At 68.0% G+C, this 20,393-nt stretch carries 19 protein-coding genes and 2 pseudogenes; 12 read left to right on the top strand and 9 right to left on the bottom strand.

Annotation, left to right across the window (positions count from 1 at the left end; genetic code table 11):
- Positions 1 to 115: 115 nt before the first annotated feature.
- Positions 116 to 793, bottom strand: coding sequence for a macro domain-containing protein (locus ACZ41I_RS07940; RefSeq protein WP_468513496.1), 678 nt, complete (start codon positions 791 to 793; stop codon positions 116 to 118).
- A 114-nt stretch (positions 794 to 907) separates the two neighbouring features.
- On the opposite strand from ACZ41I_RS07940, the gene ACZ41I_RS07935 reads away from it, so the two are divergent.
- From ACZ41I_RS07935 to ACZ41I_RS07925, 3 genes and pseudogenes are all read left to right on the top strand, one after another.
- Positions 908 to 2,524 (top strand): ADP-ribosyltransferase domain-containing protein, encoded by a 1,617-nt coding sequence (locus ACZ41I_RS07935; protein WP_468513495.1) that lies wholly within the window; start codon positions 908 to 910, stop codon positions 2,522 to 2,524.
- 1,269 nt (positions 2,525 to 3,793) lie between these two features.
- Positions 3,794 to 4,528: a dienelactone hydrolase family protein gene (locus ACZ41I_RS07930; RefSeq protein ID WP_468513494.1), complete on the top strand. Its 735-nt coding sequence runs from the start codon at positions 3,794 to 3,796 to the stop codon at positions 4,526 to 4,528.
- 201 nt (positions 4,529 to 4,729) lie between these two features.
- Positions 4,730 to 5,167, top strand: a pseudogene (locus ACZ41I_RS07925) (nucleotidyltransferase family protein); the annotation flags it as partial.
- Between the two features lie 355 nt (positions 5,168 to 5,522).
- Here ACZ41I_RS07925 and ACZ41I_RS07920 read toward each other — a convergent pair.
- Positions 5,523 to 5,996 (bottom strand): hypothetical protein, encoded by a 474-nt coding sequence (locus tag ACZ41I_RS07920; protein WP_363221119.1) that lies wholly within the window; start codon positions 5,994 to 5,996, stop codon positions 5,523 to 5,525.
- 224 nt (positions 5,997 to 6,220) lie between these two features.
- Between ACZ41I_RS07920 and ACZ41I_RS07915 the strand changes: the two are divergent.
- A pseudogene (locus ACZ41I_RS07915) lies at positions 6,221 to 6,580 on the top strand (transposase); the annotation flags it as partial.
- Positions 6,581 to 6,624: 44 nt separating this feature from the next.
- Here the strand turns inward: ACZ41I_RS07915 and ACZ41I_RS07910 are convergent.
- Positions 6,625 to 6,900 carry a hypothetical protein gene (locus tag ACZ41I_RS07910; protein WP_468513493.1) on the bottom strand — a complete coding sequence of 92 codons (276 nt, stop codon included), beginning with the start codon at positions 6,898 to 6,900 and terminating at the stop codon, positions 6,625 to 6,627.
- Positions 6,901 to 6,929: 29 nt separating this feature from the next.
- A complete protein-coding gene (locus ACZ41I_RS07905; RefSeq protein ID WP_468513492.1) occupies positions 6,930 to 7,727 on the bottom strand; it encodes a helix-turn-helix transcriptional regulator in 798 nt (265 codons plus the stop codon).
- A 149-nt stretch (positions 7,728 to 7,876) separates the two neighbouring features.
- Here ACZ41I_RS07905 and ACZ41I_RS07900 point away from each other — a divergent pair, with 149 nt between their 5' ends.
- The 5 genes from ACZ41I_RS07900 to ACZ41I_RS07880 all read left to right on the top strand — a co-directional run bounded on the left by ACZ41I_RS07900 (position 7,877) and on the right by ACZ41I_RS07880 (position 12,084).
- On the top strand, positions 7,877 to 8,614 hold the full coding sequence (locus tag ACZ41I_RS07900) for an SDR family oxidoreductase (protein ID WP_468513859.1): 738 nt from the start codon (positions 7,877 to 7,879) through the stop codon (positions 8,612 to 8,614).
- Positions 8,615 to 9,080: 466 nt separating this feature from the next.
- Positions 9,081 to 9,293: an nSTAND1 domain-containing NTPase gene (locus tag ACZ41I_RS07895; RefSeq protein ID WP_468513491.1), complete on the top strand. Its 213-nt coding sequence runs from the start codon at positions 9,081 to 9,083 to the stop codon at positions 9,291 to 9,293.
- Between the two features lie 117 nt (positions 9,294 to 9,410).
- On the top strand, positions 9,411 to 9,665 hold the full coding sequence (locus ACZ41I_RS07890; protein WP_468513490.1) for a hypothetical protein: 255 nt from the start codon (positions 9,411 to 9,413) through the stop codon (positions 9,663 to 9,665).
- Between the two features lie 119 nt (positions 9,666 to 9,784).
- Positions 9,785 to 10,210, top strand: coding sequence for an effector-associated constant component EACC1 (locus ACZ41I_RS07885; RefSeq protein WP_468513489.1), 426 nt, complete (start codon positions 9,785 to 9,787; stop codon positions 10,208 to 10,210).
- Positions 10,207 to 12,084 (top strand): caspase, EACC1-associated type, encoded by a 1,878-nt coding sequence (locus tag ACZ41I_RS07880; protein WP_468513488.1) that lies wholly within the window; start codon positions 10,207 to 10,209, stop codon positions 12,082 to 12,084. The genes ACZ41I_RS07885 and ACZ41I_RS07880 overlap by 4 nt, the downstream gene beginning before the upstream one ends.
- Positions 12,085 to 12,440: 356 nt before the next feature.
- Here ACZ41I_RS07880 and ACZ41I_RS07875 read toward each other — a convergent pair whose 3' ends face one another.
- The 5 genes from ACZ41I_RS07875 to ACZ41I_RS07855 form a co-directional block, all read right to left on the bottom strand.
- Entirely contained in the window at positions 12,441 to 12,824 is a 384-nt protein-coding gene (locus ACZ41I_RS07875; RefSeq protein WP_468513487.1) for a hypothetical protein, read from the bottom strand.
- A complete protein-coding gene (locus tag ACZ41I_RS07870) occupies positions 12,821 to 12,979 on the bottom strand; it encodes a hypothetical protein (RefSeq protein WP_399775324.1) in 159 nt (52 codons plus the stop codon). Before ACZ41I_RS07870 ends, ACZ41I_RS07875 begins: the two co-directional genes overlap by 4 nt.
- 36 nt (positions 12,980 to 13,015) lie before the next feature.
- Positions 13,016 to 13,285: a hypothetical protein gene (locus ACZ41I_RS07865; RefSeq protein WP_468513486.1), complete on the bottom strand. Its 270-nt coding sequence runs from the start codon at positions 13,283 to 13,285 to the stop codon at positions 13,016 to 13,018.
- Between the two features lie 79 nt (positions 13,286 to 13,364).
- A complete protein-coding gene (locus ACZ41I_RS07860; RefSeq protein ID WP_468513485.1) occupies positions 13,365 to 13,784 on the bottom strand; it encodes a hypothetical protein in 420 nt (139 codons plus the stop codon).
- A 167-nt stretch (positions 13,785 to 13,951) separates the two neighbouring features.
- Positions 13,952 to 14,461: a hypothetical protein gene (locus ACZ41I_RS07855; protein WP_468513484.1), complete on the bottom strand. Its 510-nt coding sequence runs from the start codon at positions 14,459 to 14,461 to the stop codon at positions 13,952 to 13,954.
- A 444-nt stretch (positions 14,462 to 14,905) separates the two neighbouring features.
- Between ACZ41I_RS07855 and ACZ41I_RS07850 the strand changes: the two genes are divergently transcribed.
- From ACZ41I_RS07850 to ACZ41I_RS07840, 3 genes are all read left to right on the top strand, one after another.
- Positions 14,906 to 17,842, top strand: a complete 2,937-nt coding sequence (locus ACZ41I_RS07850) for an AfsR/SARP family transcriptional regulator (protein ID WP_468513483.1) — start codon at positions 14,906 to 14,908, stop codon at positions 17,840 to 17,842.
- Positions 17,843 to 19,166: 1,324 nt separating this feature from the next.
- Positions 19,167 to 19,487 carry a PadR family transcriptional regulator gene (locus ACZ41I_RS07845; protein WP_399775330.1) on the top strand — a complete coding sequence of 107 codons (321 nt, stop codon included), beginning with the start codon at positions 19,167 to 19,169 and terminating at the stop codon, positions 19,485 to 19,487.
- The gene (locus ACZ41I_RS07840) at positions 19,484 to 20,320 is read left to right on the top strand and encodes a hypothetical protein (RefSeq protein WP_468513482.1); all 837 of its coding nucleotides are present in this window, start codon (positions 19,484 to 19,486) and stop codon (positions 20,318 to 20,320) included. The genes ACZ41I_RS07845 and ACZ41I_RS07840 overlap by 4 nt, the downstream gene beginning before the upstream one ends.
- Positions 20,321 to 20,393 lie beyond the last annotated feature (73 nt).

Genomic DNA, 20,393 nt, shown 5'->3' with positions numbered 1-20,393 from the left:
GTTCAGCGGCACGAGGGCGGACAGAGAGTGGATGCGCGGCAGGAAGGGATTGCTCGTCGAGGCGCTGCGCATCCTGCGGGATCAAGCACCACACCGGCGGCGGTTCGTACGGTGGTCACCGATGGGATGACGCCCGACGGGGCGGCGCTATGCGTACCCGGGTTTCGGTGGGGGCGTTTTCGATGTCGTCGAGTTGGGCGATGATCGTGTTGCGCAGGTTGTCGTAGTCGTCGAAGCAGTAGTCGTTGAACAGCGTGTAGCCCGTCCACATCAGGTTGGCGCACACGCGTGCCGGTACCCGGCCGGTCTGGGCGCCCATGCCGACCAGTGCCACCGACGTGATGCTGCCGGGTGCTCCGTTGTTCTGGCGGTGGATCGCCTGGAACGCGGCGGCGCACGCCAGAGCCACGTTGAGGGTCTCGCTCACGTTCTGCGACGACTGTTCCATCGTCGGTGTGGAGATCAGGAACTTCGGGTTGGTCGCCCCGGAGGGAACGCACACCGCGCTTCCCACCGGGAGCCTTCCCTCGAACTGGTCGCGGATCGCCCGCTGTACGCGCAGTTGGATCCCCGCGCCGAGGTGCCGCTTGATGACGGCGTCGACCCCGCCGTTCATCAGGCCCCGCGAGTTGGTCGGGCTGACCCAGGCGTCGACGGTCTCATCGAGGATCGACCCCTTGCGGATCTCGATCCCGGGAGTATCGGCGAATGCCGCCCGCCACGCCTGCACCACCGTGGCATTGATGTCGGTCAAGACCACCTTGAGCGGCGGCTGCACGCGGTTCACGGTCATCTTCCACACTCCCGTCGGGAAAGGGGCTTTCCAGTGATCACGACGCTACAGGGGCCCACTGACAACGCAGTTGGGAGATCACGTTGTCGTACCCCGCTGCTAGCCTCCCGGGCCATGATCAATGACAACGCCTCGGCCCAGCCCGACCCGAACGACCCGCTCGCCCTCGCCGAACTGTTCAAGGACGGTGGTGAACCCTGGCTCCCGCTGCTGAGGCCGGTCATCGAGGCGCAGCCGAACGCCACCTCCTTCATCGGCCCGGACCGGGGCCCGGATGTGGTTCCCGTCCGCGAACTGACCTTCCAGGCGCTCAAGCCCAACCCGCCCCACAAGTGGAAGGTCGTCATCTTCGGGCAGAACCCGTACCCACGGCCGGAGAGCGCCACCGGCATCGCCATGTTCGACAACACCTTCCACGACTGGAAGGACAGCCAGTTCGGCAGGGTCGTCAGTATCCGCTGCATCATCAAGGCAGCGGCGATGTGGAAGTACGGCATCCCCAAGAAGACGCCGATCGCCGACATCCGCGCGCTGCTGAAGAAGCAGGACACCGTCCAGCCGCCGGAATGGTTCCAGGCAATGCTCACGCAGGGCGTACTGCTGCTGAACGCGGCCCTCACCGCCAGCAGCGACGGGCCGAGGGGAGCCGACCCGCACACCGGGTTCTGGCGTCCGGTCGCCGAGCGGATCGTCGAGGAGATACTCAAGGCCAAGCAGAACGCCGACGAGGAGGACCGCGGTGTCGTCTTCGCGTGGTGGGGGGCCCACGCCCGCAGTCTGAAGCAGGTCGTCCTCCGGCTCCAGAAGAAGTATCCCGAGGTCGAGGTCCGGCACATCGACCACTGCAACCCCGCCGCGCAGGGCGATATCTTCTGCGACGGCGACCACTTCGAAATGGTGAATGACGCCCTCGCGTCGGTGGGTGCCGAGGCGGTCGACTGGCTGCCGAGCCGAGGGTGGGACAGGCTCGCGGCGGGGGCCGGCGGGACGGACAGCGACGTCGCCGAGCGCATGGGCGCGTTCATCACGTCCACCATGGAGCTGCACCAGCTGTACCTGGAGCGGCTTTCCAGCGTCAAGGACGAAGGCCTCGTCCTTGAGGCGATCACCGGCGTGTTCGACACCCCGCTCATGGACTTCCGAGACGCCGTCAGCCCCGTCGCCAAGCTGCTGCGCGGTCTCGACCGGCACGTCCAGCGGTCGCACGAGTTCGGCAAGCTCCGAGCGGACGAAGGCACCGGGAACCTGTCCGCAGACGCCGTCGCCGCCCTCTACCTCTACACCTGCGAGTCCGCGTTCTACCGGGAGATCAACGCCATCCTGCGCAATCCGGACCGGTCGAAGGTCGTCCCCTACCTCCCCTATCTGCGGCTGCTGTTCTCAGCGGTGTCGGGCCTTCCCGTGCGCAAGGAGCCGTTGTGGCGCGGTGTGCCGCTGGACCTGCGGGCGCAGTACCCGGTGGGGCGGACCGTGACCTGGTGGGGTGTGTCCTCGTGCACATCCGAGCTCGGCGTGGCACGGGCGTTCCTCGGCAGTCGCGGCAAGCGGACGCTCTTCGAGGTGCAGCCCGCACGGGCCGTCGGCATTCGCAACTTCTCCGCGTTCACGGGCGAGGAGGAGTTCATTCTCCTGCCGGGCACGCAGCTCGAGGTGGTGGATGTGAAGACCGAGCGTGGCGGTCTGTGCACCGTGAAGCTCACCGAGTCGGAAGAACAGCCCCTCGTGTCCTGAGCAGGCGTGAACGAGCCGGGGCAAATGGTTGGAGTTCAGCCAGGACGCGTCCAAGGTAGCGCCGGTGACCGTCAGTTGGAGGCAGCAGCCGAGGCCGTCAACGACAGCATGCGAGGTTGAGTCCTGGGGCGCCGGATCGAGACGGATGCGGCTTCCTGACCGTCCTCGGACTGCAGATGCTGGCATGATGATGCTCATGCCCACGTACCGAAAGGCCGATGCCGCGTAAGCGGCCCGGCGCGCTGCGCGCTGAACAGTCTCTCCCTGTCGCGTGGGGCTTGCCCCCAGACCGGATCCACGGCCTCTCTGCTCGAACCAGTGCCGCAATAGGTCAAGTAGAGAGGCTCTCGGGTGACTACTACGTCTACCCCGGCGTCACCGACCGTGCGCTGCGGCGGTATCGAGCGTTTCTGCAACCACCAGGACGACGCCCCCTGTATCCGCAGGAGGCGGAGTGTTCGTGCCGCGACTGTTCCTTCGACGACGTGCGGCATGCCCGCGACGTGCTTGAGGAGGTCTTGCGGCAGTTGCCTCCCTGGGCCCGCACCGAGCTTGGACGCCGAGTGCGCGCCCTGGATGCCAGGTATGTCGAGCGCACGCTGCCAGATCCGTTCGCCGATCACCGGCAGTGGCGTTCTGACCTCTGGTGGCGGCGCCGTCTGGCCGGCAGACGAGAAGCTGTATGAGGGGCCTGACCCAAGCCCAAGCCGCAGTGAAGTGATCAATGTGTGTTTGGTGTGATCACGGTGTCGAAGGCGTCCTGGACAGGCCCGTACACCGGGCTGGGTCCGCGCTGCTTCGGCAATCTGGTGACCGCCTCGCGCCGTGGTGCACTGCCTTCCCTGTGGAAGCCTACGAACATGGCCAAATCGGACCGGAAGAGCGGCTTCGGTTCGGTCACATCCGGAGGGTTCGGCAAAGGGGGTGTTTCGAAGTGCGGTGACGACCGCGATCCGGCAGGATGGGATATCCCGGTCACTGGCAGCGGGTCAACCGGCTTCTGGATCCGTAGTGTTGACCGAGAGCGTTCTCACGAACAGCACGTGGCCTGGGAGGCTGGCATCCGCTTCATTCCGTGGGCTACGTTGTGCAGTCGTGACTACCGGGATGGCATTGCGCCACACACGGATTGGTGACCCGGTGCTCTTCTGAGCGCCGTACGGGCCGGTGCTGGCCCGTTGTTGGATCGAGGATTTTGCGCTGCTGCGCGGGGTCCGCCTCCGTCGTGTTGATCACAGGCTCGACACATCAACCACGACAGGAGAATTCGTGCCCACCAAGACGCTGCAGATTCCCACCCCGGACGGCCAGGCCGACGCGTTCGCCGCCTTCCCCGAAGGTGGCGGGCGGCGCCCAGGGGTGCTGATGTACGCGGACGGCTTCGGAATCCGGCCCGTGCTGCGGCAGATGGCCCGTGAACTGGCAGGGCACGGTTACTACGTGCTCGTCCCCAACCTCTTCTACCGGCACGGCCCGGCACCGCTGATCGAGCTTCCCGAACACATTGGAGATGACGTCCGGCCCGCGGTCTTCGCCCAGCTGATGCCCGTGATCGAGGCGCACACCACAGAACGTGTCCTGAGCGACGCCGACGCCTATCTCAGGTTCCTCACCGCTCAGCCCCAGGTCAGCGGCGGGCCGGTCGCGGTGACCGGCTACTGCATCGGCGGCCTCCTGGCGACGCGCACCGCCGCGGCCCACCCTGGCCAGGTAGCCGCCCTCGCCGCATTCCACGGTCCGGTGGGAGTCGATGGACCCGACAGTCTCTCGAAGCTCACCGCCGAGGTCCACTTCGGCCACGCCGAGAGCGACTTGACGCCCGAGGCCCTCGGCGAGCTCAACCAGGCCCTGGACGCGGCGGGTATCAGCTACACCTCCGAGATCTACCCCGGCACCGTCCACGGCTTCACCATGTCCGACACCGATGCCTTCAACCCCGCCGCACTGCAACTTCACTGGGACCGCCTTCTGCCCCTTCTCCGCCGCACACTGACCAAGAGCTGAGGATCCGGCCCGAAGGTCAAGCCTGAAGTACACGTCGCCGGGGTCCTGGCGATGTTTCGGACTCGGTGGAGGGCGGACGTCACCCGCCCTCCACCGAGGGGTCCTTGCGGCAAGCCGGCCCGTCCGGCGGGCGACCTGTGGTAGGTAGGGCTGATGATCAGTTGACTCCCTCTCGACCAGCAATCTGAGTCCCTTCGCGCGGTGCTGTGCCGTAACGACGTGTTGACGGAGGTCCTGTCGCGAGCGGCGACGCTGGAGCTGCCCGGGTGGTATGTGACGGCCGGCTGCCCGTTCCAGATCGTTTACTGGGAGGCCGAAGACACGGTGCTCAAGGCCGGTCGGAGAGTCTTCGCCGGCCTGCCCGCGGAGGTGGAGATCCGCAACGAAGCGCGGGTGCACCTCTCGTACCAGGACAAGTTCGGTCTCCCGTGTCCGCCGTATGACTCGACTGAGGCGGCGATCGACAGTTTCGCCGCGACGACCTGCTGCCTCGGAATATGTGTGGAGGTGGACGGCCGGTGGCTCGTGCATGCGCCGCACGGCCTGTCGGACGTGTTCAACCTCGTTGTCCGTCCGAACCCGATGCTCGCTCCACGGGCGCTTTATGAGATCAGCGTAGGCGGCCCAGCCCCCTGGCGGATGCCTGCTGCCACTGGACGCGAGAAGGAGGGAGGTCTTCGGAGGCGCGCCGGCAGTGAGTACGAGCCCTACGGCACAGAGGTCCCGCAGGACGGGCTCGACCACCAGCTCCAGGTGCTCATCGAGGAGCGCGGTCACCTGGGCTGAGTCGGGTCGAGCAGTCGAGCAGTGGGCCGCAAAATGGCCGAGGCCGTCCGCAGGACCTCGTTCACCCGCTTGAGCTGGGCTTTCGCCTTGCGCAGCGTGGCGAGCCCGGTACGGTCGTCGGGGTGAGCCGGTCGTCGCCGCACTCGTCGGCGTCGGTGTCGACCGGCCAGACCCCCTGTCACGTCATGCCCAGCCCAGAAGCAGGCGTTCAGGCTCGACGGTAGCTGTCGACCGGGCCGCCCCAGCCGCCGGGAGGCCCGTCGAAGTCGATCACGAGCGAGGAGCCGTCCGGGTCCACCTTCAGGTGACCGAGACCGCGCCCGCCGTCCTTGCCGCCCTGGCACGTGTAGGTGATGGTCGCGGATTCCTGGCCGTCCTTCTTCGTCGGCACGAAGGTGCCCATGCACGAGAGCTTCGCGCCCTTGGCTGTGGCCTTGCCGTCCTTGATGACGAGCGTGTCCAGCGTTGAGTCGTCGTGGGTGGCGATGTATTTCCAGGTGCCGGCCGCCCGCTCAAGGAGCGTGCCATGAGACGGAGCCGTGCCGGCAGGCTTCTTCGCCACGCCGGCGGTGGCACTTGCCGTGCCGTCTGCCGTCTTCCCACCCGCGCTCTTGCCACCGCACCCGGCGGCCGTTACGGCCACGGCGAGCGTCGCGGCCGCTATCCATCGCGCCTTGCGCACAACAACGTCCGTTCTCTCTTTGCGTCTTTACAACGCCCGTAAACGTAACAGGTGCCTGCGGGCGAGCCGATCATGCTCCTTGGCGTCGTCTCTTTTGGCCTCCGGGCTGGTTGGTCGTTTCGTGGCGGATCTGGTTGAGCGGCTGGTGCCGGATGATTTCCGTGGCCACGTCGGGGTGCACTTGGCGGCAGGGGTTCCACCGGTCTTCGGTCCCGCATGCCCCACGAGGCACGCCTGGATCGAAGATTCACCTGATCACTGATCGGAACGGACTGCCCCCGTCGCTCGGGGTCTCTGCTGCCAACGTGCACCACAGTCAGGGCCTGGTGCCGCTCGTACGAGGTATCCCGCCTGTTCGCTCCCGCCAGGGGCCGCGGCGCAGGCGACCCGGGAAACTGCATGGCGACAAGGGCTATGACTACGAACACTTGCGTCGATGGCTCCGCGGCCGCGGCATAAGCCATCGCGTCGCCCGGGAAGGTGTCGAGTCCTCTCGGCGGCTCGGCCGCCACCGCTGGGTAGTCGAAAGGACGGTGTCCTGGCTGGGTGGCTGCCGCCGTCTCCACCGCCGCTACGAGCGCAAGGCCGGAGCCTGAAGAACCGCCGCATGTGCACCTGAGCTCGACGTTCACCTGAGGGTTCGGTAGTCAGGTGAGGGGTGGACCAGTTCCGGGTGTTCCACGACGTACCGATCGCCGTGGATCGCCAGCATCGCCCAGTGCCACGCCTCATCATGAAAGATGAGCCCGCGGTACGGGGCATCCTCCGGCTCGTACGGGTATCGCTGCAGAGCGGCTTCCTCGGCTTCCACCAGCGTCAGCCCACCATGATGCTGCATCACCCATGCGTAGCCGCGCCGTTCGGACTGCAGACACTCGAGGTACTCCGCCTCACTCAACGTCACGGCTCAACGCTGGACGACTCACATGACGCTCAGTCAACTGGTGCCTCGCAGGAGTAGATCACCAGTGTTTGTTCGGGCTGTTCGGCCAGATGAAAGGCGGTGTAGGCGTAGTTGATCACCCCGCGTCCCGGGCGTCGTAGCCGTTTTCGTCCGCTGTGCCGGGCCTGCACGTCGTATTGCGGCCACCAGGCGCGCACTTCGGGACTGCCCGTCTTCAGCTCGTCGATCAGCCGGCTGTATCGGGGGTCGCCCGGGTGGCGTCCGGCCAGTGTCCTCAGCCGGGCGAGCAGGCCGCGTGCCTCGAGCTCCCAGTCGACCAGAACAGTACGGGCGGCGGGTTCGAGGAAGACCCAGCGGGCGAAGTTCGCCGGCTGGTCCGCGGCCGCGGTGAGGTGCGGGAACAGCTCGTCGGCCGCCTGGTTGTAGCTGAGCACGTCGTAGGTGCCGCCGATGATGTATGCGGGGTGCGGCTGGAGCAGGAGCGGGACGGCTGCCGCCTCGGCGGCGAGCGGCTCGGGTTCTTCGGGTTCGGCCGCAACCGCGTGCCCGGCGAGCTGAAGGAGATGACCGCGCTCGTACCGGTCGAGTTGCAGTGCTGAGGCGAGGGCGTTGAGTACGTGGTCCGAGGCGCGGATGTCCCGGCCCTGCTCGAGGTACGTGTACCAGGTGGCGCTGATCCCGGCGAGCAGCGCGAGTTCCTCCCGGCGCAGGCCCGGGGTCCGGCGTCGGCCGGTGCGTGGCAGTCCGACCTGGTCGGGGGTGATCCGCTCTCTGCGGCTGCGGAGGAAGGCGCCCAGCTCACGGCGCTGATTCGGCTGTGTATGCATGGTGGATGGCATCTCGGGTTCCAGAATAAATGCATTCTGGATACCAGGTTAAACGCCCCGCAGACTGATCCCGAGCGGGAGGTGCAGCTCACACCGGTGATCTGTAGGTCACCGGCCAGCGAGTAGTGCGGAAGGAAGAGGCGGACATGGTGTCGGGAATCGACGGCAAGGTCGTGGCGATAACGGGAGCCAGCAGCGGCATCGGCGAGGCGACCGCGCTCCTGCTGGCCGAGCGAGGTGCGCGGCTCGTCCTGGGTGCGCGCCGGTCCGAGCGCCTCGCGGAGCTGGTGGCGCGAATCGAGAAGTCGGGTGGTACGGCCGTGCAGACTCGCACGGACGTGACGCGACGGGACGACCTGCACGCCCTCGTCGCCCTGGCCGGCGAGCGCTTCGGCCGGCTCGACGTGCTGGTCAGCAACGCGGGGGTCGGCACCATTTCGCCTCTGGACGATCTGAGGGTCGACGAGTGGGACGAGATGGTCGACGTCAACGTGAAGGGTGTGCTGCACGGAATCGGCGCAGCGTTGCCGGTCTTCCGAGCCCAGGGCGCAGGCCACTTCGTCGCCATCGCCTCTACGGCCGCATTTCGCATCGTGCCGACCATGGCGGTCTACGCCGGCACGAAGTTCGCGGCCCGCGCCATCTGCGAAGGCTTGCGCCAGGAGGCAGGTGATTCTCTGCGGGTGACCTGCGTCTCGCCCGGCGCGGTAGGGACCGACTTCGCCGGGGCATCAACGAATTCGCAGGTGCGAGCACAGATCACGGAGATGCGCGACCGGATCGCGATCCCGCCTGAGGCGATCGCCCAAGCCATCGCGTTCGCCATCGAGCAGCCTGCAACCGTCGACGTGAACGAGATCGTCGTCCGGCCCACCGCCCAGAGCTGACCCGCTCGAGTTCGAGGCGGTCACGCAGGCGGTCACAAGTCGGTCGCGTCGGGACGCTGGACCGGTGTTGGGGCGGTTCGTCGTCGTAGTAGACCAGGGCCCAGGGTGGATGGCGGAGGACAGGCCGAGGCAGCAGGGTCCGTGCGCCGCTCTCGTCCGGCAGGGCGAAGCGCTGGAGGCCGAAATCGAGGGCCCACGCCTGCATCGGCGGGAGAACGAGCTGATCGAGGCAAGCGAAAACCTGGCCCCAGTGGTGTGCCCCCTCGCGCTGCCGTACGCCGACCGGCCGGGCTGCCGAGAGGAGTGGCGTCCGGATCCGATCTGACAGGCTTTGCGGGACGAAGCGTGGGCCAGCAGCTGCACGGCGTGTACATGATCACGGCCGTGCCTGCGAGGCAGACCAGGGCGCCGATGACGTTCCCCGGGTCGGGGCGGCGAAGGGCCTCGGCTGGGGCTCTCTTGAGCAGTGCTCACCGCTTGGCCGCCCCTGCGGACATGGATCAGCGACGACCGCGCCGCGCTGTGCGCCCACCAGCAGCTCACCGCCGCTGCCCGCGCCTGGGCGGCGGAGGGCAAGGACCGGCACCTCCTGTATCGAGGGGCGCGTCGTGCCGCCGCGCTGGACCTCATGCCGCAGCGCCGCGTGGCTCCCCAGGAGCAGGAGTTCATCCGTGCCTAGGTCGGGTTCCAGGACGCTGACCGTCGTGCCGAACGGGCCGGGGTCCGGCGCCTGCGCTCACTCACCGCGGCCCTGACTGCACTGAGCCTGCTGGCCTTCGTTCTGGCCTCGATCGCGGTGGACAAGGGAGCCACCGCACGTGACCAGACCGCACACGCCCAGGCTCTGGCCCCGACCGCCGCGGCCGCCGACGCCCGCAACCAGGGCCTGCCCGAGACGGAACAGCTGCTGGCCATGGGCGCGGCGCGGTTGAACGGTATTGCCGCACCAGCCCGTGGCGCCCTGCTGAGCACGCCGGGGGACCTGCTGAAGGCCCGGCTCAGACCGCTGCCCGGTGAGTACCGGCGGCTCACGCACGTGATCTCCGCTTGAGTCAGCCGTAACCCGAGATCTTGCTTGTTCCGCGCGGACCATGGCTCTGATGTGCAGGTGCAGAAGGCGAAGTGCTGAGATTCGGCCCAATTCCGGTTTTCGCCCGGGATGATGAGCGGGTGACATCGGCGACATCTCAAGAGCTGCGCATCCGTACCGAGTCCGCGTCCCGCGAGAGCGACCATGGGCCCGACGAGCTGAGATCCCTCTTCGACTGGTTGCGGCACGAGGACGCGCTGCGCGGACGCGTACGCGTCGAACACGCTCCGATCACGCCCGGCGAGATGGGCGGAGGCCTGGACGCCCTGGTGGTGGCCATCGGTCCCGGCGGCGTGGGCGTGGCCGCGGTCGGCGCGCTGATCGGCGCTCTGGCCACATGGTTCCAGCATCGCCGTGCGGACCTGCGGATCACCGTCACCAACGAGAACGGACGCACCGTCGAGGTGGACGGCAAGCGCGTCGATGTCCCCGCACTGGCCGAGGTCGTCGAACGGTTGCTGGCGGACAGGCAGGCAGACGGGGACGGGGAGAGGACGCCGGAGTGACCCGGTTCCCGGATCCGGCTGGTTCGCGGGCCGTCCTGGTCGGCGTGAGCCGGTACCAGCACCCCAAACTGCCCGGGCTCCCGGCGGTGCGGGCGAACCTCGCCGATCTCAGGGCGGTCCTCACGGATCCGGTCAACGGGACTCTGCGGGACGAGCACTGCGTCGTGGTCGACGAGCCCCGGGCCCCGACCGACTTCGGCATCCCCGTCACCGAGGCCGCCGGCGAGGCCACGGACGTACTGCTCGTCTACTACGCGGGTCACGGAGTCGTCGACGGGCAGGGCAGGCTCCATCTGGCCGTGTTCCACACCGACCCGGCTCGGACGAGCGTGACCGCGCTCCCTTACGACGTCCTGCGGGAGGCGATGGTCGACAGTCCCGCGGCGGTCAGGGTGCTCGTGCTGGACTGCTGCTTCTCCGGTCGGGCGACCGGACCGATGGGGGACGGGCAAGGGCTGATCAGCGGGCAGATCGACATCGCCGGCACGTACGTCCTCGCCTCGTCATCGGCGACCAAGCCCTCGCGGGCCGTGCCGGGCGCGACCCACACCGCCTTCACCGAGGCACTGCTCACGGCGCTGCGCCGCCCGGATCCGCTCACCCTCGACGCGTTGTTCGACAAGGTGCACCACCACCTCCTCGCCCGGTCATTACCACTGCCCCAGCGGCGGGTGATGAACACGGCGGGAGGCCTGACCCTGGTGAAGGGTCCGCCTACCGCGGCGCACCCTGGCGACACGCCCCACACCGAGGAGGCGCCGCCGACCCGGCGGAACCGGCGCGGGTTCCTGGTCGCGGGCTCCGCCGCCGGTCTGGCCCTCGGTGCCGCGGCCCTGGAATGGCTGGTCAAAGGCGGGCCGGGCCATGACACATCGGGCTCCAGCGGGCCGTCGTCGAGTGGCTCCCCGGCGATGAAGGTGACCGGTGCACCCTCTCCCGGGCAGACCCTCGCCGCTCACAAGGGCGCCGTCCTGTCGGTGGCGTTCCGCCCCGGCGGAGAGATCCTGGCCAGCGCCGGCGCCGATCGGACGATCCGGCTGTGGAAGGTGACCGACCCGGCGAAAACGGCACCGCTCGTCTCTCTCACCGCCCCCACGGACAACGTCGACGCGGTGGCGTTCAGCTCCGACGGTGGCCTCCTGGCCGGCGGCGGCAACGACAACGCGGTCCGGCTGTGGAAGACGACCGATCCCGCGAAACCGAGACTGCTCAGCCGGCTGACCGGCCACACGGGCGCGGTCTTCTCGGTCGCCTTCAATCCCGACAGCACCATCCTCGCCAGCGGCAGCGCGGATCTGACGCTCCGTCTCTGGAATGTGTCGGACCCCGTGAACCCGACATTGATGGGCCGCCCCGGCACCGGCCACGCGGACGCCGTCCTCTCCGTGGCGTTCAGTCCTGACCAGAGCCTCATGGCCACCGGCAGCGCCGACAATTCGATCCGGCTGTGGAACGTGGCCACCCCGCCGGCCACCGTGGGCCTACCCATCCCCGGCCACAAGAACCGCGTCCACAGCGTGGTGTTCAGCCCCGACGGCAAGATCCTGGCCAGCGCAGGCGGGGACCGGACGGTCCGCCTGTGGAATGTGACCGACGTCGCGAACCCGACGCAGATCGGTGCCCCGCTATCCGGTCACACGGACGCGGTCTACTGCCTCGCCTTCACTACCGACGGCAAAGTCCTGGCCAGCGCCGGGGCCGACAAAAAGGTCCGCCTCTGGAACCTGACCGACCCGGCCGAACCGAAACCACTCGGCCACCCTCTCGCCGGCCACACCGGCGCCGTTCACTCGGTCGCCTTCACCACCGACGGCAAGCTCCTCGCCAGCGCCGGTGCCGACAACAAGATCCGCCTCTGGACAGTCGCCCGCTGACAACGGATGACACAAAGAGGTGGATCGGCGCTGACGGCCGTGTCCGGATGGCAGTTGAGCGTTCGGTGCGATGTGGGGATGTCGCCGTGGATCTCACGCTGTGGCAGTAGCGGCTCCAAGCGGCGAACGACAGGCCGACATCCACGAAGCATTCCCAAGACGCGCCTGCTGACCGATCACCCACCGGCACTGCAGAGGGCTCCCGGTTCGAAGCCGGTGGACGACCGGGTGTGCCTGACTTCTCCGGGTGCGATCCTGCTTGCAGTGCGACCGCGACGACGATGTGCAACTGCTGTCGCCGGCTGCCGCGGCGCTGCTCCTCGGCGGCAACAGCGTCGTGGGTCGGGACGCTCGGGTCAGGGGGTGTAGACCTCAGGGCCGTCGTTCGCGGTGGTGGCCTCGGTCGGGGTGATGTAGCCGTAGGTGATGTTGCAGGCGGCTGTCCAGTACGACTGGTTGAGCTGCGTCTGGCCACGGTCGTTCCAGTTGAGGTAGTACGAGTGCCCGCAGTCGTCGTGGCCGCCGACGTAGAACCGCTCATCGGTGCTCGCGCCCACGGTGATGACCTGCCAGGAGAAGACGTTGCTCCCCTTGCAGACGCGGTAGCTCGCGCCGTGCGCGGTCTTGGCCCAGTCCGAGCAGCCCGGGTCCGCAGCGTGGGCCGAGGCGGCCCCCGTGCCGAGAAGGCCGGCGGCCGCGAGGCCGAGAGCTGCCAGGCTGGTGGAGATGTGTCGACTCATCCGTTGACCTGCACCGTCGGTCCGTCGTCAGACTGGCTGGCCTCGGTCGGGAACATCGCCGCGTAGCTGACGTTCCTGCCGGTGGCGCCGGCGGTGCCTGCGCCGAGTCCCATGAGGCCGGCGGCTGCGATGCTGAGCGCGGCGGCGGTGGCCATGCGCCTGATCATGTTTCTCCCTGGAAGGTTGAGGGGTCAGCCGGCGTCGGCTTCGGGACCGGACCAGTGGCCGGTTTCCTGCGGCCGCAGGATCGCCTCGAAGGTCAGGTCGCCTGCGGTGCAGGTGAACGTTGGGGAGTGGTTGAAGTCCCAGACCTGGTCGTTCTTGTCGTTCCAGTTGATGCCGTAGACATCGCCGCAGCCGCTCGCGAGGCGGAGGTAGAAGCGCTCGTCGGTGCTGGCGAACGTCGGGTCGACGGCCCAGGTGGCGTAGGCGCGGTCCCAGGCGACGTAGCGCAGACACACCGTATAGCGGGCCGGGCGCTGGTGGCCAGGCCGAGGGCCGCGAGGCCGCGGGTGAGGATGCGTCCGTTCATGGCACGGCTCACGCCTCTGCGACGGGGCCGCTGTAGTGGTAGGACTCGGTGGGCCACAGCTGGGCGTCGATCCCCCCGTTGGCCTCGCCGGCGGGGCAGCTGATCGCCAGCTGGCCGACGTTCTGCCCCGACTGGTAGATGTCGTTCCAGTCGGCGTTGTAGCCGTTCTGGCAGCCGCCGCTGATCTGGAGATGGAAGCGCTCGTCAGTGGTGTGGTAGGTGGTGTTGACCGCCCACTTCACGACGGCGTGGGCATAGTCGATGTAGTCGATGCAGATGCGGTACTCGGTCTTGTAGTTGCTCCACATCTGGTCGGAGCAGCTCAGGGTGTCGGCGTGCGCGGCACCGGCTCCCAGGCCCACGGTGCCAGCGGTCGCGAGCCCCAGAGCGGCGGCGGCGCGGATGAGTGTGGCGAGTTTGCTTTTCATGTGTCCCCCATGCGTGTTGGTCTTTGCGCTTGTTCGCCACGAACTGACAGGAGAGAGACCCCCCGTTGGGAGGCTGGTTGCACCACTCCCATGTCAGATCGCAGCTGGAGTGAGTGCAGGCCGTGGTGCGCAGGTGCCTGCTCAGCCTGGTTGGTGGGCCGATGGAGTCAGGCGCCGGGAAGGTAGTACCAATCCTGGTAGTAGTTCTCTCCGTTGGCGTTGCACCCGTTCTCCGAGAATCCGTAGGTATCCCCGTAGCCACCATCAAGGCATACCCGGTATTGGAAGTTGAAGTAGTTGAGGTAGCCGTCTGCGCTGCGGGTGCTGGCCCATTCTTGGGACGGTGAGTTGTCGCAGGTGCGCGGAGACACCTCCTTGCTGGCTCCGCCGGGCGGCCCGGCCTGGTTCAGGACAGTGAGGCACTTGTCCAGGCGCGTGCTGCGGATCCGGACGTTGGCGTAGGCGTGGTTGGGTGCGTCGGGATAAACAGACTCGAGATTCCAGTCATCCTCGTTGCCCCACATGCCGCACTCACTGATGAAGCTGCCTTGATAGGGGTTGGCCCTGATGCACTGGCCGCCATCTGCGCTGAGGGCCCGGAGGCCCAGCTGCTGATTCTCGATCCAGATCGAGGCGGACGCCGTTCCTGTCACGGCTGTGAAGACGGTGGCGGTCATGACGGCGAGAGTGAGTGCAGATCTCAGTATTGCCTTCATGGTGCAGCTCCTTTTGGCATCTCATGAAAGTGACGGCTTTGTGTCGCAAGGCTGGCCGCTCTGAGCCCTGGTGCAATCCTTGACGCGCAATCCAGAGCAACACCGGTTGTCAAGCCGAAGTTCGGTTGGCCTTCGCGGCTCCCTGGTGCAATGCCGTGTGCTTCATGTCGACCGATCGGGGTCGGGATCCTGCTCCAGACATGCTCACCACTTGGATCCAGCCACCCCCCTCGGTCGCATCAAGTCCGGAATGCGAAGGCACTCTCCACACGTATTGCCGGCCCACTCGTCTTCGGTCAGCCCTGCTACGGGAACGCTATGGACACGCATCCGTCGGCCGTCCTAGATTCGTCCTAGTGCGAGGTCAGCGGGGGTTGGCGCTAATCGTCACGTGCCGGGGGAAACATGAGATTCGGCTTACTGGGGCCGTTACACGCCCAGATCACCGGACGCGAGGTCCGGTTCAAGGGGCCGCGGCAGGCCAAGATGCTGGCCGCACTTCTGATCGACGCCAACGACATCGTTGCCATGGAACGGCTCGTCGCCGTGATGTGGGACGGGAAGGCGCCTGCCACTGCCGTCCGCCAGGTCCAGGACGCCGTCTCCGGACTGCGTCGCAACCTCGTAGCCTGCGGAGCACCAGCTTCCTTGATCAGTACGCGGCGCGGCGGCTACGAGATCCACCTGGCCCCGGATCAGCTCGACCTGCTGGAGTTCGACCACGAGCGGCGCCTCGCCGAACGGCACACGGCCCCGTTCGAGACAGCTGTCGCGCTACGGCGGGCGCTGGCCTGCTGGCGTGGAAACGCCCTGGTCGACATCCCCAGCCGGGCCCTGGAACTCGATGCGACACGGCTGAACGAAAGACGCGCGGCCACGCACAAACAGTGCCTGGCCATCGAACTCGACCTGGGGCGTCATCGGGAGGTCATCGACGAACTGACCGCCCTGCTCCGCGAGAACCCCTACGACGAGGACGTCGCCGAACACTTGATAGTCGCCCTCTACCGGTGTCGGCGACAAGGCGAGGCGCTGCAGGTGTACGAGCGGCTGCGCCGGACACTGGCCGACGAACTCGGCGTCGATCCCACCCCGCCGCTCCAGGCGCTGCATCAGCGCATCCTGACCGCGGATCCCGCCCTAGCGGCTCCGGTCCCACCAAGCGGTTTCTCAGACACACCACCGGAGAGTCCTGACGCGGCGGCCGCCGGTCTGGCAATGGGGATGCCCGTGCGTCAACTACCGTTCGATGTCTCCGACTTCGTGGGCCGGGCCGAGGCACTGGCCGAGATCGCTGGACTGCTCGACGGGTCGGCGCCGAACCGGGCCCCGGTCGCCGTCATCACGGGCGGTCCCGGTGTCGGCAAGTCCTGCCTGGTGACGCATGCCGCGCGGCTGGCGAGCGGCGCCTTCCCCGACGGCCAGCTCTACCTCAACCTCGCCGCGACATCGGACGAGCCGCGGGATCCGGGGCTGATGCTGGCCGAGGCGCTGCGCGCGCTCTCGATCGCCGGCAGCGCGATCCCGAACGGCCTGTTCGAGCGGGCCGCGCTCTATCGGTCGTTGCTGGTGGACCGCCGCATGCTGGTGGTGCTGGACGATGCCGGTCACGCCGATCAGGTGCTGCCGTTGCTACCCGGGGCCGACGGCTGTGCCGTGTTGATCACCAGCCGCACTCTGCTGACGCAACTTCCCGGCGCTCGGCACATCGACCTGGACGTGCTGAGCCCCGCAGAGGCGCGGGAGTTGTTCACCGGAATTGTCGGGCGGCGGCGGGTCGAGCGGGAACCGGCGGAGGCCGACGCGATCCTCGACTGCTGCGGCAACCTGCCGCTGGCGATCCGGATCGCCAGCGGCAAGCTCACGGGCCGCCCGGCTTGGTCGCTGCGGGTGTTGCGGGAACGGATCGAGGATGAGTCCCGGAGGCTGGCCGAGCTGAGGATCGGGGATCTCAGCGTGCGAGCCAGCGTCGAACTGAGCGTGCGACTGCTGCCGGTTGACGCGGTGCGCGCGCTGAGCCTGCTAGGACTGCTCGGCGCCTACACCCTGCCCGGCTGGGTGGTCGGCCCGCTGCTGGACCGCTCGGACGCAGAGGAGGTGCTGGACACTCTCGTCGATGCCAGCCTGGTTCGGCTGACCGCCACCGACGCCATCGGCCAGCCGCGCTACCGGCTGCACGACCTGATCAGGACCTGTGCCGTGGAGATCGCTGCCCCGCTGCCGGTGACGGAGAAGCGGGACGCGATCATCCGAGTGCTGTCCGCCTGGCTCGAACTGGTCGGGCGCGGCACCGGTCGACTGCCGGCGGCCGGGTTGTTGGCCGCCGCCCCCGGTTCGGCACCGCGCCGGCCGCTGCCCGATGCGGTCGTGGACCGGCTGATGGCCGATCCGTTCGGCTGGTTCGACGCGGAAAGCGACAACCTGCTCGGTGTGGTGAAACTGGCCGTGGATTGGGGCCTGGACGAGTTGGCCTGGGAGCTGGCAGCCGGCACGGCGACCTACTACGACCACCGGTGTCTGTATCAGGACTGGCAGCACGGGCACCAGCTCGCGTTGGAGGCGGCCGAGGCCGCCGGCAACGTGCACGGCACATCGGTGCTGCTGCGCGGTCTTGGCCAGCTGCACATCTACCGAGACGAGTACGACCAGGCCACCCGTGCCCTGGAGTCCTCCGTCGGGCTGTGCCGGGACGGTGGGGACAAGCGCGGCGAGGCGTTGTCAATGGCGATGCTGAGCACGGTCAGCCGCGTACAGGGCCGTGACGACGAAGCCCTCGAACGTGTCGAGCAGGCGCTGGCCATCGCGGTCGGTGTGGGTGACCGGCACATCGAAGCGCAGCTGTCCTGCTCAATGGCCGTGATGACGCTCATGCAGGGCAAACTCGACGAAGCGGAGCTGTGGTTCAACGGAGCCTTGCGTCAGGCCAGGGCACTCGACGACGGGCACCGGGTGGCGGTCGTGCTGCGGCGGTTCAGCCGGCTGCACGATCGGCGCGGTGATCCGGACGAGGCGCTGCGCTGCCTGTGGCAGGCGTTGGCCACCTTCGAGGAACTGGCCGACGAACGGTGCGCTGCGTACACGCTGCTGGAAGTCGGCCGCGTGTACGCCGGTCAACACGACCGGGACCGGGCGAACCCGGCGTTGGAGCGCGCGGCGGGGCTGTTCCACCGGCACGGCGACCGCCAGGACGAGGCCACGTGCTGGCAACTGATCGGCGACCTGGATGCCGCCGCCGGCGTCCACCACATGGCGCACCGGCACCGAGGGCGGGCGCTGCGGCTGTGGGAGATGATCGGAGACATGAACCAGACGAAAGCTCCGGCCCGACCATCGTCGCCGTGATGCGGGCCACGCTGGCTCTGGCCGGCGTGAGCGCCAAGGACCCCCCATCGCGCTGGTGTCGCCTGCGGCTCCGAGCGTTGCCCTGCGCGTTGTCAGTCTGATGCCCTACGCTGCATCACAGCGGCAGGACGCGCACGCCGCTCACTCTTGCGCACGGCTCCCACGCAGCCAGCGCGAACAGGGTCAAGATCCTCCGGGCCCGCGCCACCACGGTACGGCTATGCCGATGTCACGGTGGGGCGTTCCGACCGAGGTGGCTGCACCCACTGCGCGCGGAAGGCGGCAGCCGCACGGCGTCGTCTGTCTGCTGCAGAGGCGGTGGACATGATGCGGGCCGCCGGGGTCGAACCGCTGGAGGCAGGCGCGCCGTTCCACACGCCCGGGCATTTTCGTTCTACCTCATCGGCCTCAGCCTGGTCTCCGAGCTCTTGGCGTTCCTCACCGCTGCTCCTGTGAGGTCCGCTACTGGGCGCTGTCACGGTGCACTACTACCGTCGCCGGACCACCTTCTCGCCCGTACCGGTGGAGCGGCCGGTGGACAAGCAACCAAGAGCGAGGGGTTACGAGTGGATCTGGTACTCGACCGCCGTGCAGAGTCCCGCCGATCCTGATGGCATGACGCTCGACGAGGCGTTTGTCGTGGCGCCCGACTGGGGCGAGCCCTGTGTGCTGCGGCGCCCGGGCCAGTACTCGGCGAAGGCAGGTGCTCTGGGAGTGCCGCGAGTGCGAGAGGGAAGTGTCCTGGCACTTCGCGGTGTCGTACTTGTCCTTGGGTTTTTGGCGGTGCGTCCAGCCGCACAGTCCGGTGGTGTGGTGGATGCAGTGGTGGGCGGTGTTGGTGGGCGGCAGAGTCGCCGCTGATGCGGCCGGTGCGCTGCAGCAGACACCGGCGAGGGCCACGGCTGAGGCGGCGAGACGTGCGCGCAAAGGAACCTCCCTTTCGGCGCGGCCTCCGCCTTGGCCGCCGGCGGATGCGGAACCGTCGGCGCGGCCGCAGGGCGAACAGCGGTGCGAGGCGATTGAGGATCCGGGCGTCCGCGGACTTCGAGATTCCGAGCAGGGGTGCGATCTGGCGCCGCATCAAGTACGTGTGACGTTACGCCGCAAACGGCAGAACGCGGTCCTCCAGGGGAAGGCTGCACGGCCGGCCTCGAAGGACCGCATCCGCTCCCTCGCGGCGCAGGGCGGTCAACAGTTCACCGAAGCGGCGCGGGCCCAGCCCGGTGGACGGGCCTGTCCAGGCTCCTCCGCTGCGGCGGGCCACTGCAACGTACTACGTAGTATCGTATTACGTAGTAGTCGCCAGGAACGAAGGAGGTGCCTGATGCCGCGTCAACGGGACCGCGTCGGATGGGCCGAACCCGCGCTGCTGATCCTGGCCAGCCTGGCCGACGGACCGAAGCACGGCTACGCGATCATCAAGGACGTCGAGGAACAGACTTCCATCAGGCTGGGACCGGGCACGCTGTATGCCGCCATCGCGCGGCTGGAGGAACGGGGCCTGGTCGCGCCGGTGGACGAGGACGAGCGTCGGCGGCCCTACCGGCTCACGGCGGAAGGCCAGACCGTGCTCGACGACAAACTCCGGGCGATGGCCCGCTTCGCACGCACCGGGTTGACCCGGTTGGGGGTGGCAAACGCGTGATCGGCATGGCGGCCCGGTTGGCCTTGCGGGCATATCCTCCCTCGTTCCGGGAGCGCTACGGTTGCGAGCTTGAAGCACTGGTCGAGGACACCGGCGCAGGCCCAAGCGTCGTCGCAGACCTCCTTATTGGCGCGCTGCGGGCATGGCTTCGCCCAGTGATGCCCGATGGGTCCGCCGAACGGCGCCGCCGCCGCATGCAGGCAAGCGTCGCCACCACCTGGGTCACCTGGTGCACGGCGCTGTATGCCCTGCCGATGCTGCGCTTCATCCTGTCCGAGGAGCCCTGGCCGACTCCGGATTTGGTAGGTCGACTGCTCGACGTCGCCCAGTACGTCATGTACGGCGCCGGCCTGATCCTGCTGGTCGGCGCCCTCGCACTCCTTGCGGAATCCTCCAGAACCGGCAGCTGGGCCGCGTGGCGCCCGCTGGTGGCTCTTGTCCCGACGCTGCCCACGTGGCTGATCGCGCCGTTCCTCCTGGCATTCGCCTCCATCGACCCGGTCTCCTATTGGGTCGGGGCCTTGGGGATGCTCGGGCCGGCAGCGTTCCTCATTACCGCGGCGGTGACGCCGGCTGTCGTCGTCACCCGGTGCCGACCATCTGCGAAGGTGTTGCGGCTGCTTGCCCTGTCCGGTGTTGCGGTGGCGTTCGCCGTGACGACGACAGGCATCGCCTGCGTCGCGACGTTCACCATGAATACCGCTGACGCGGCCCAGTTGGTCATGATGCTCATCACCGTGGCCGCTTCTACGGTAGCCCTGATCAGCTCCGGTCGCGGAGCCAAGGCCGCGCTCCACAGGGAGCAGCCGGTGGATGTCGATGGTGACGTGTGAGTGACGCGGTGGTGCTCCCACTCCAGGCGGGGGCCCGCCAGCTGCAGCTGCTCGTCGTGCTCACCCGGCGGAA

The sequence above is a fragment of the Streptomyces sp. NPDC030799 genome (genome assembly GCF_055572255.1).
Note: the sequence above shows the minus strand (reverse complement) of the source record. Positions and strands in the feature narration are given on the sequence as shown.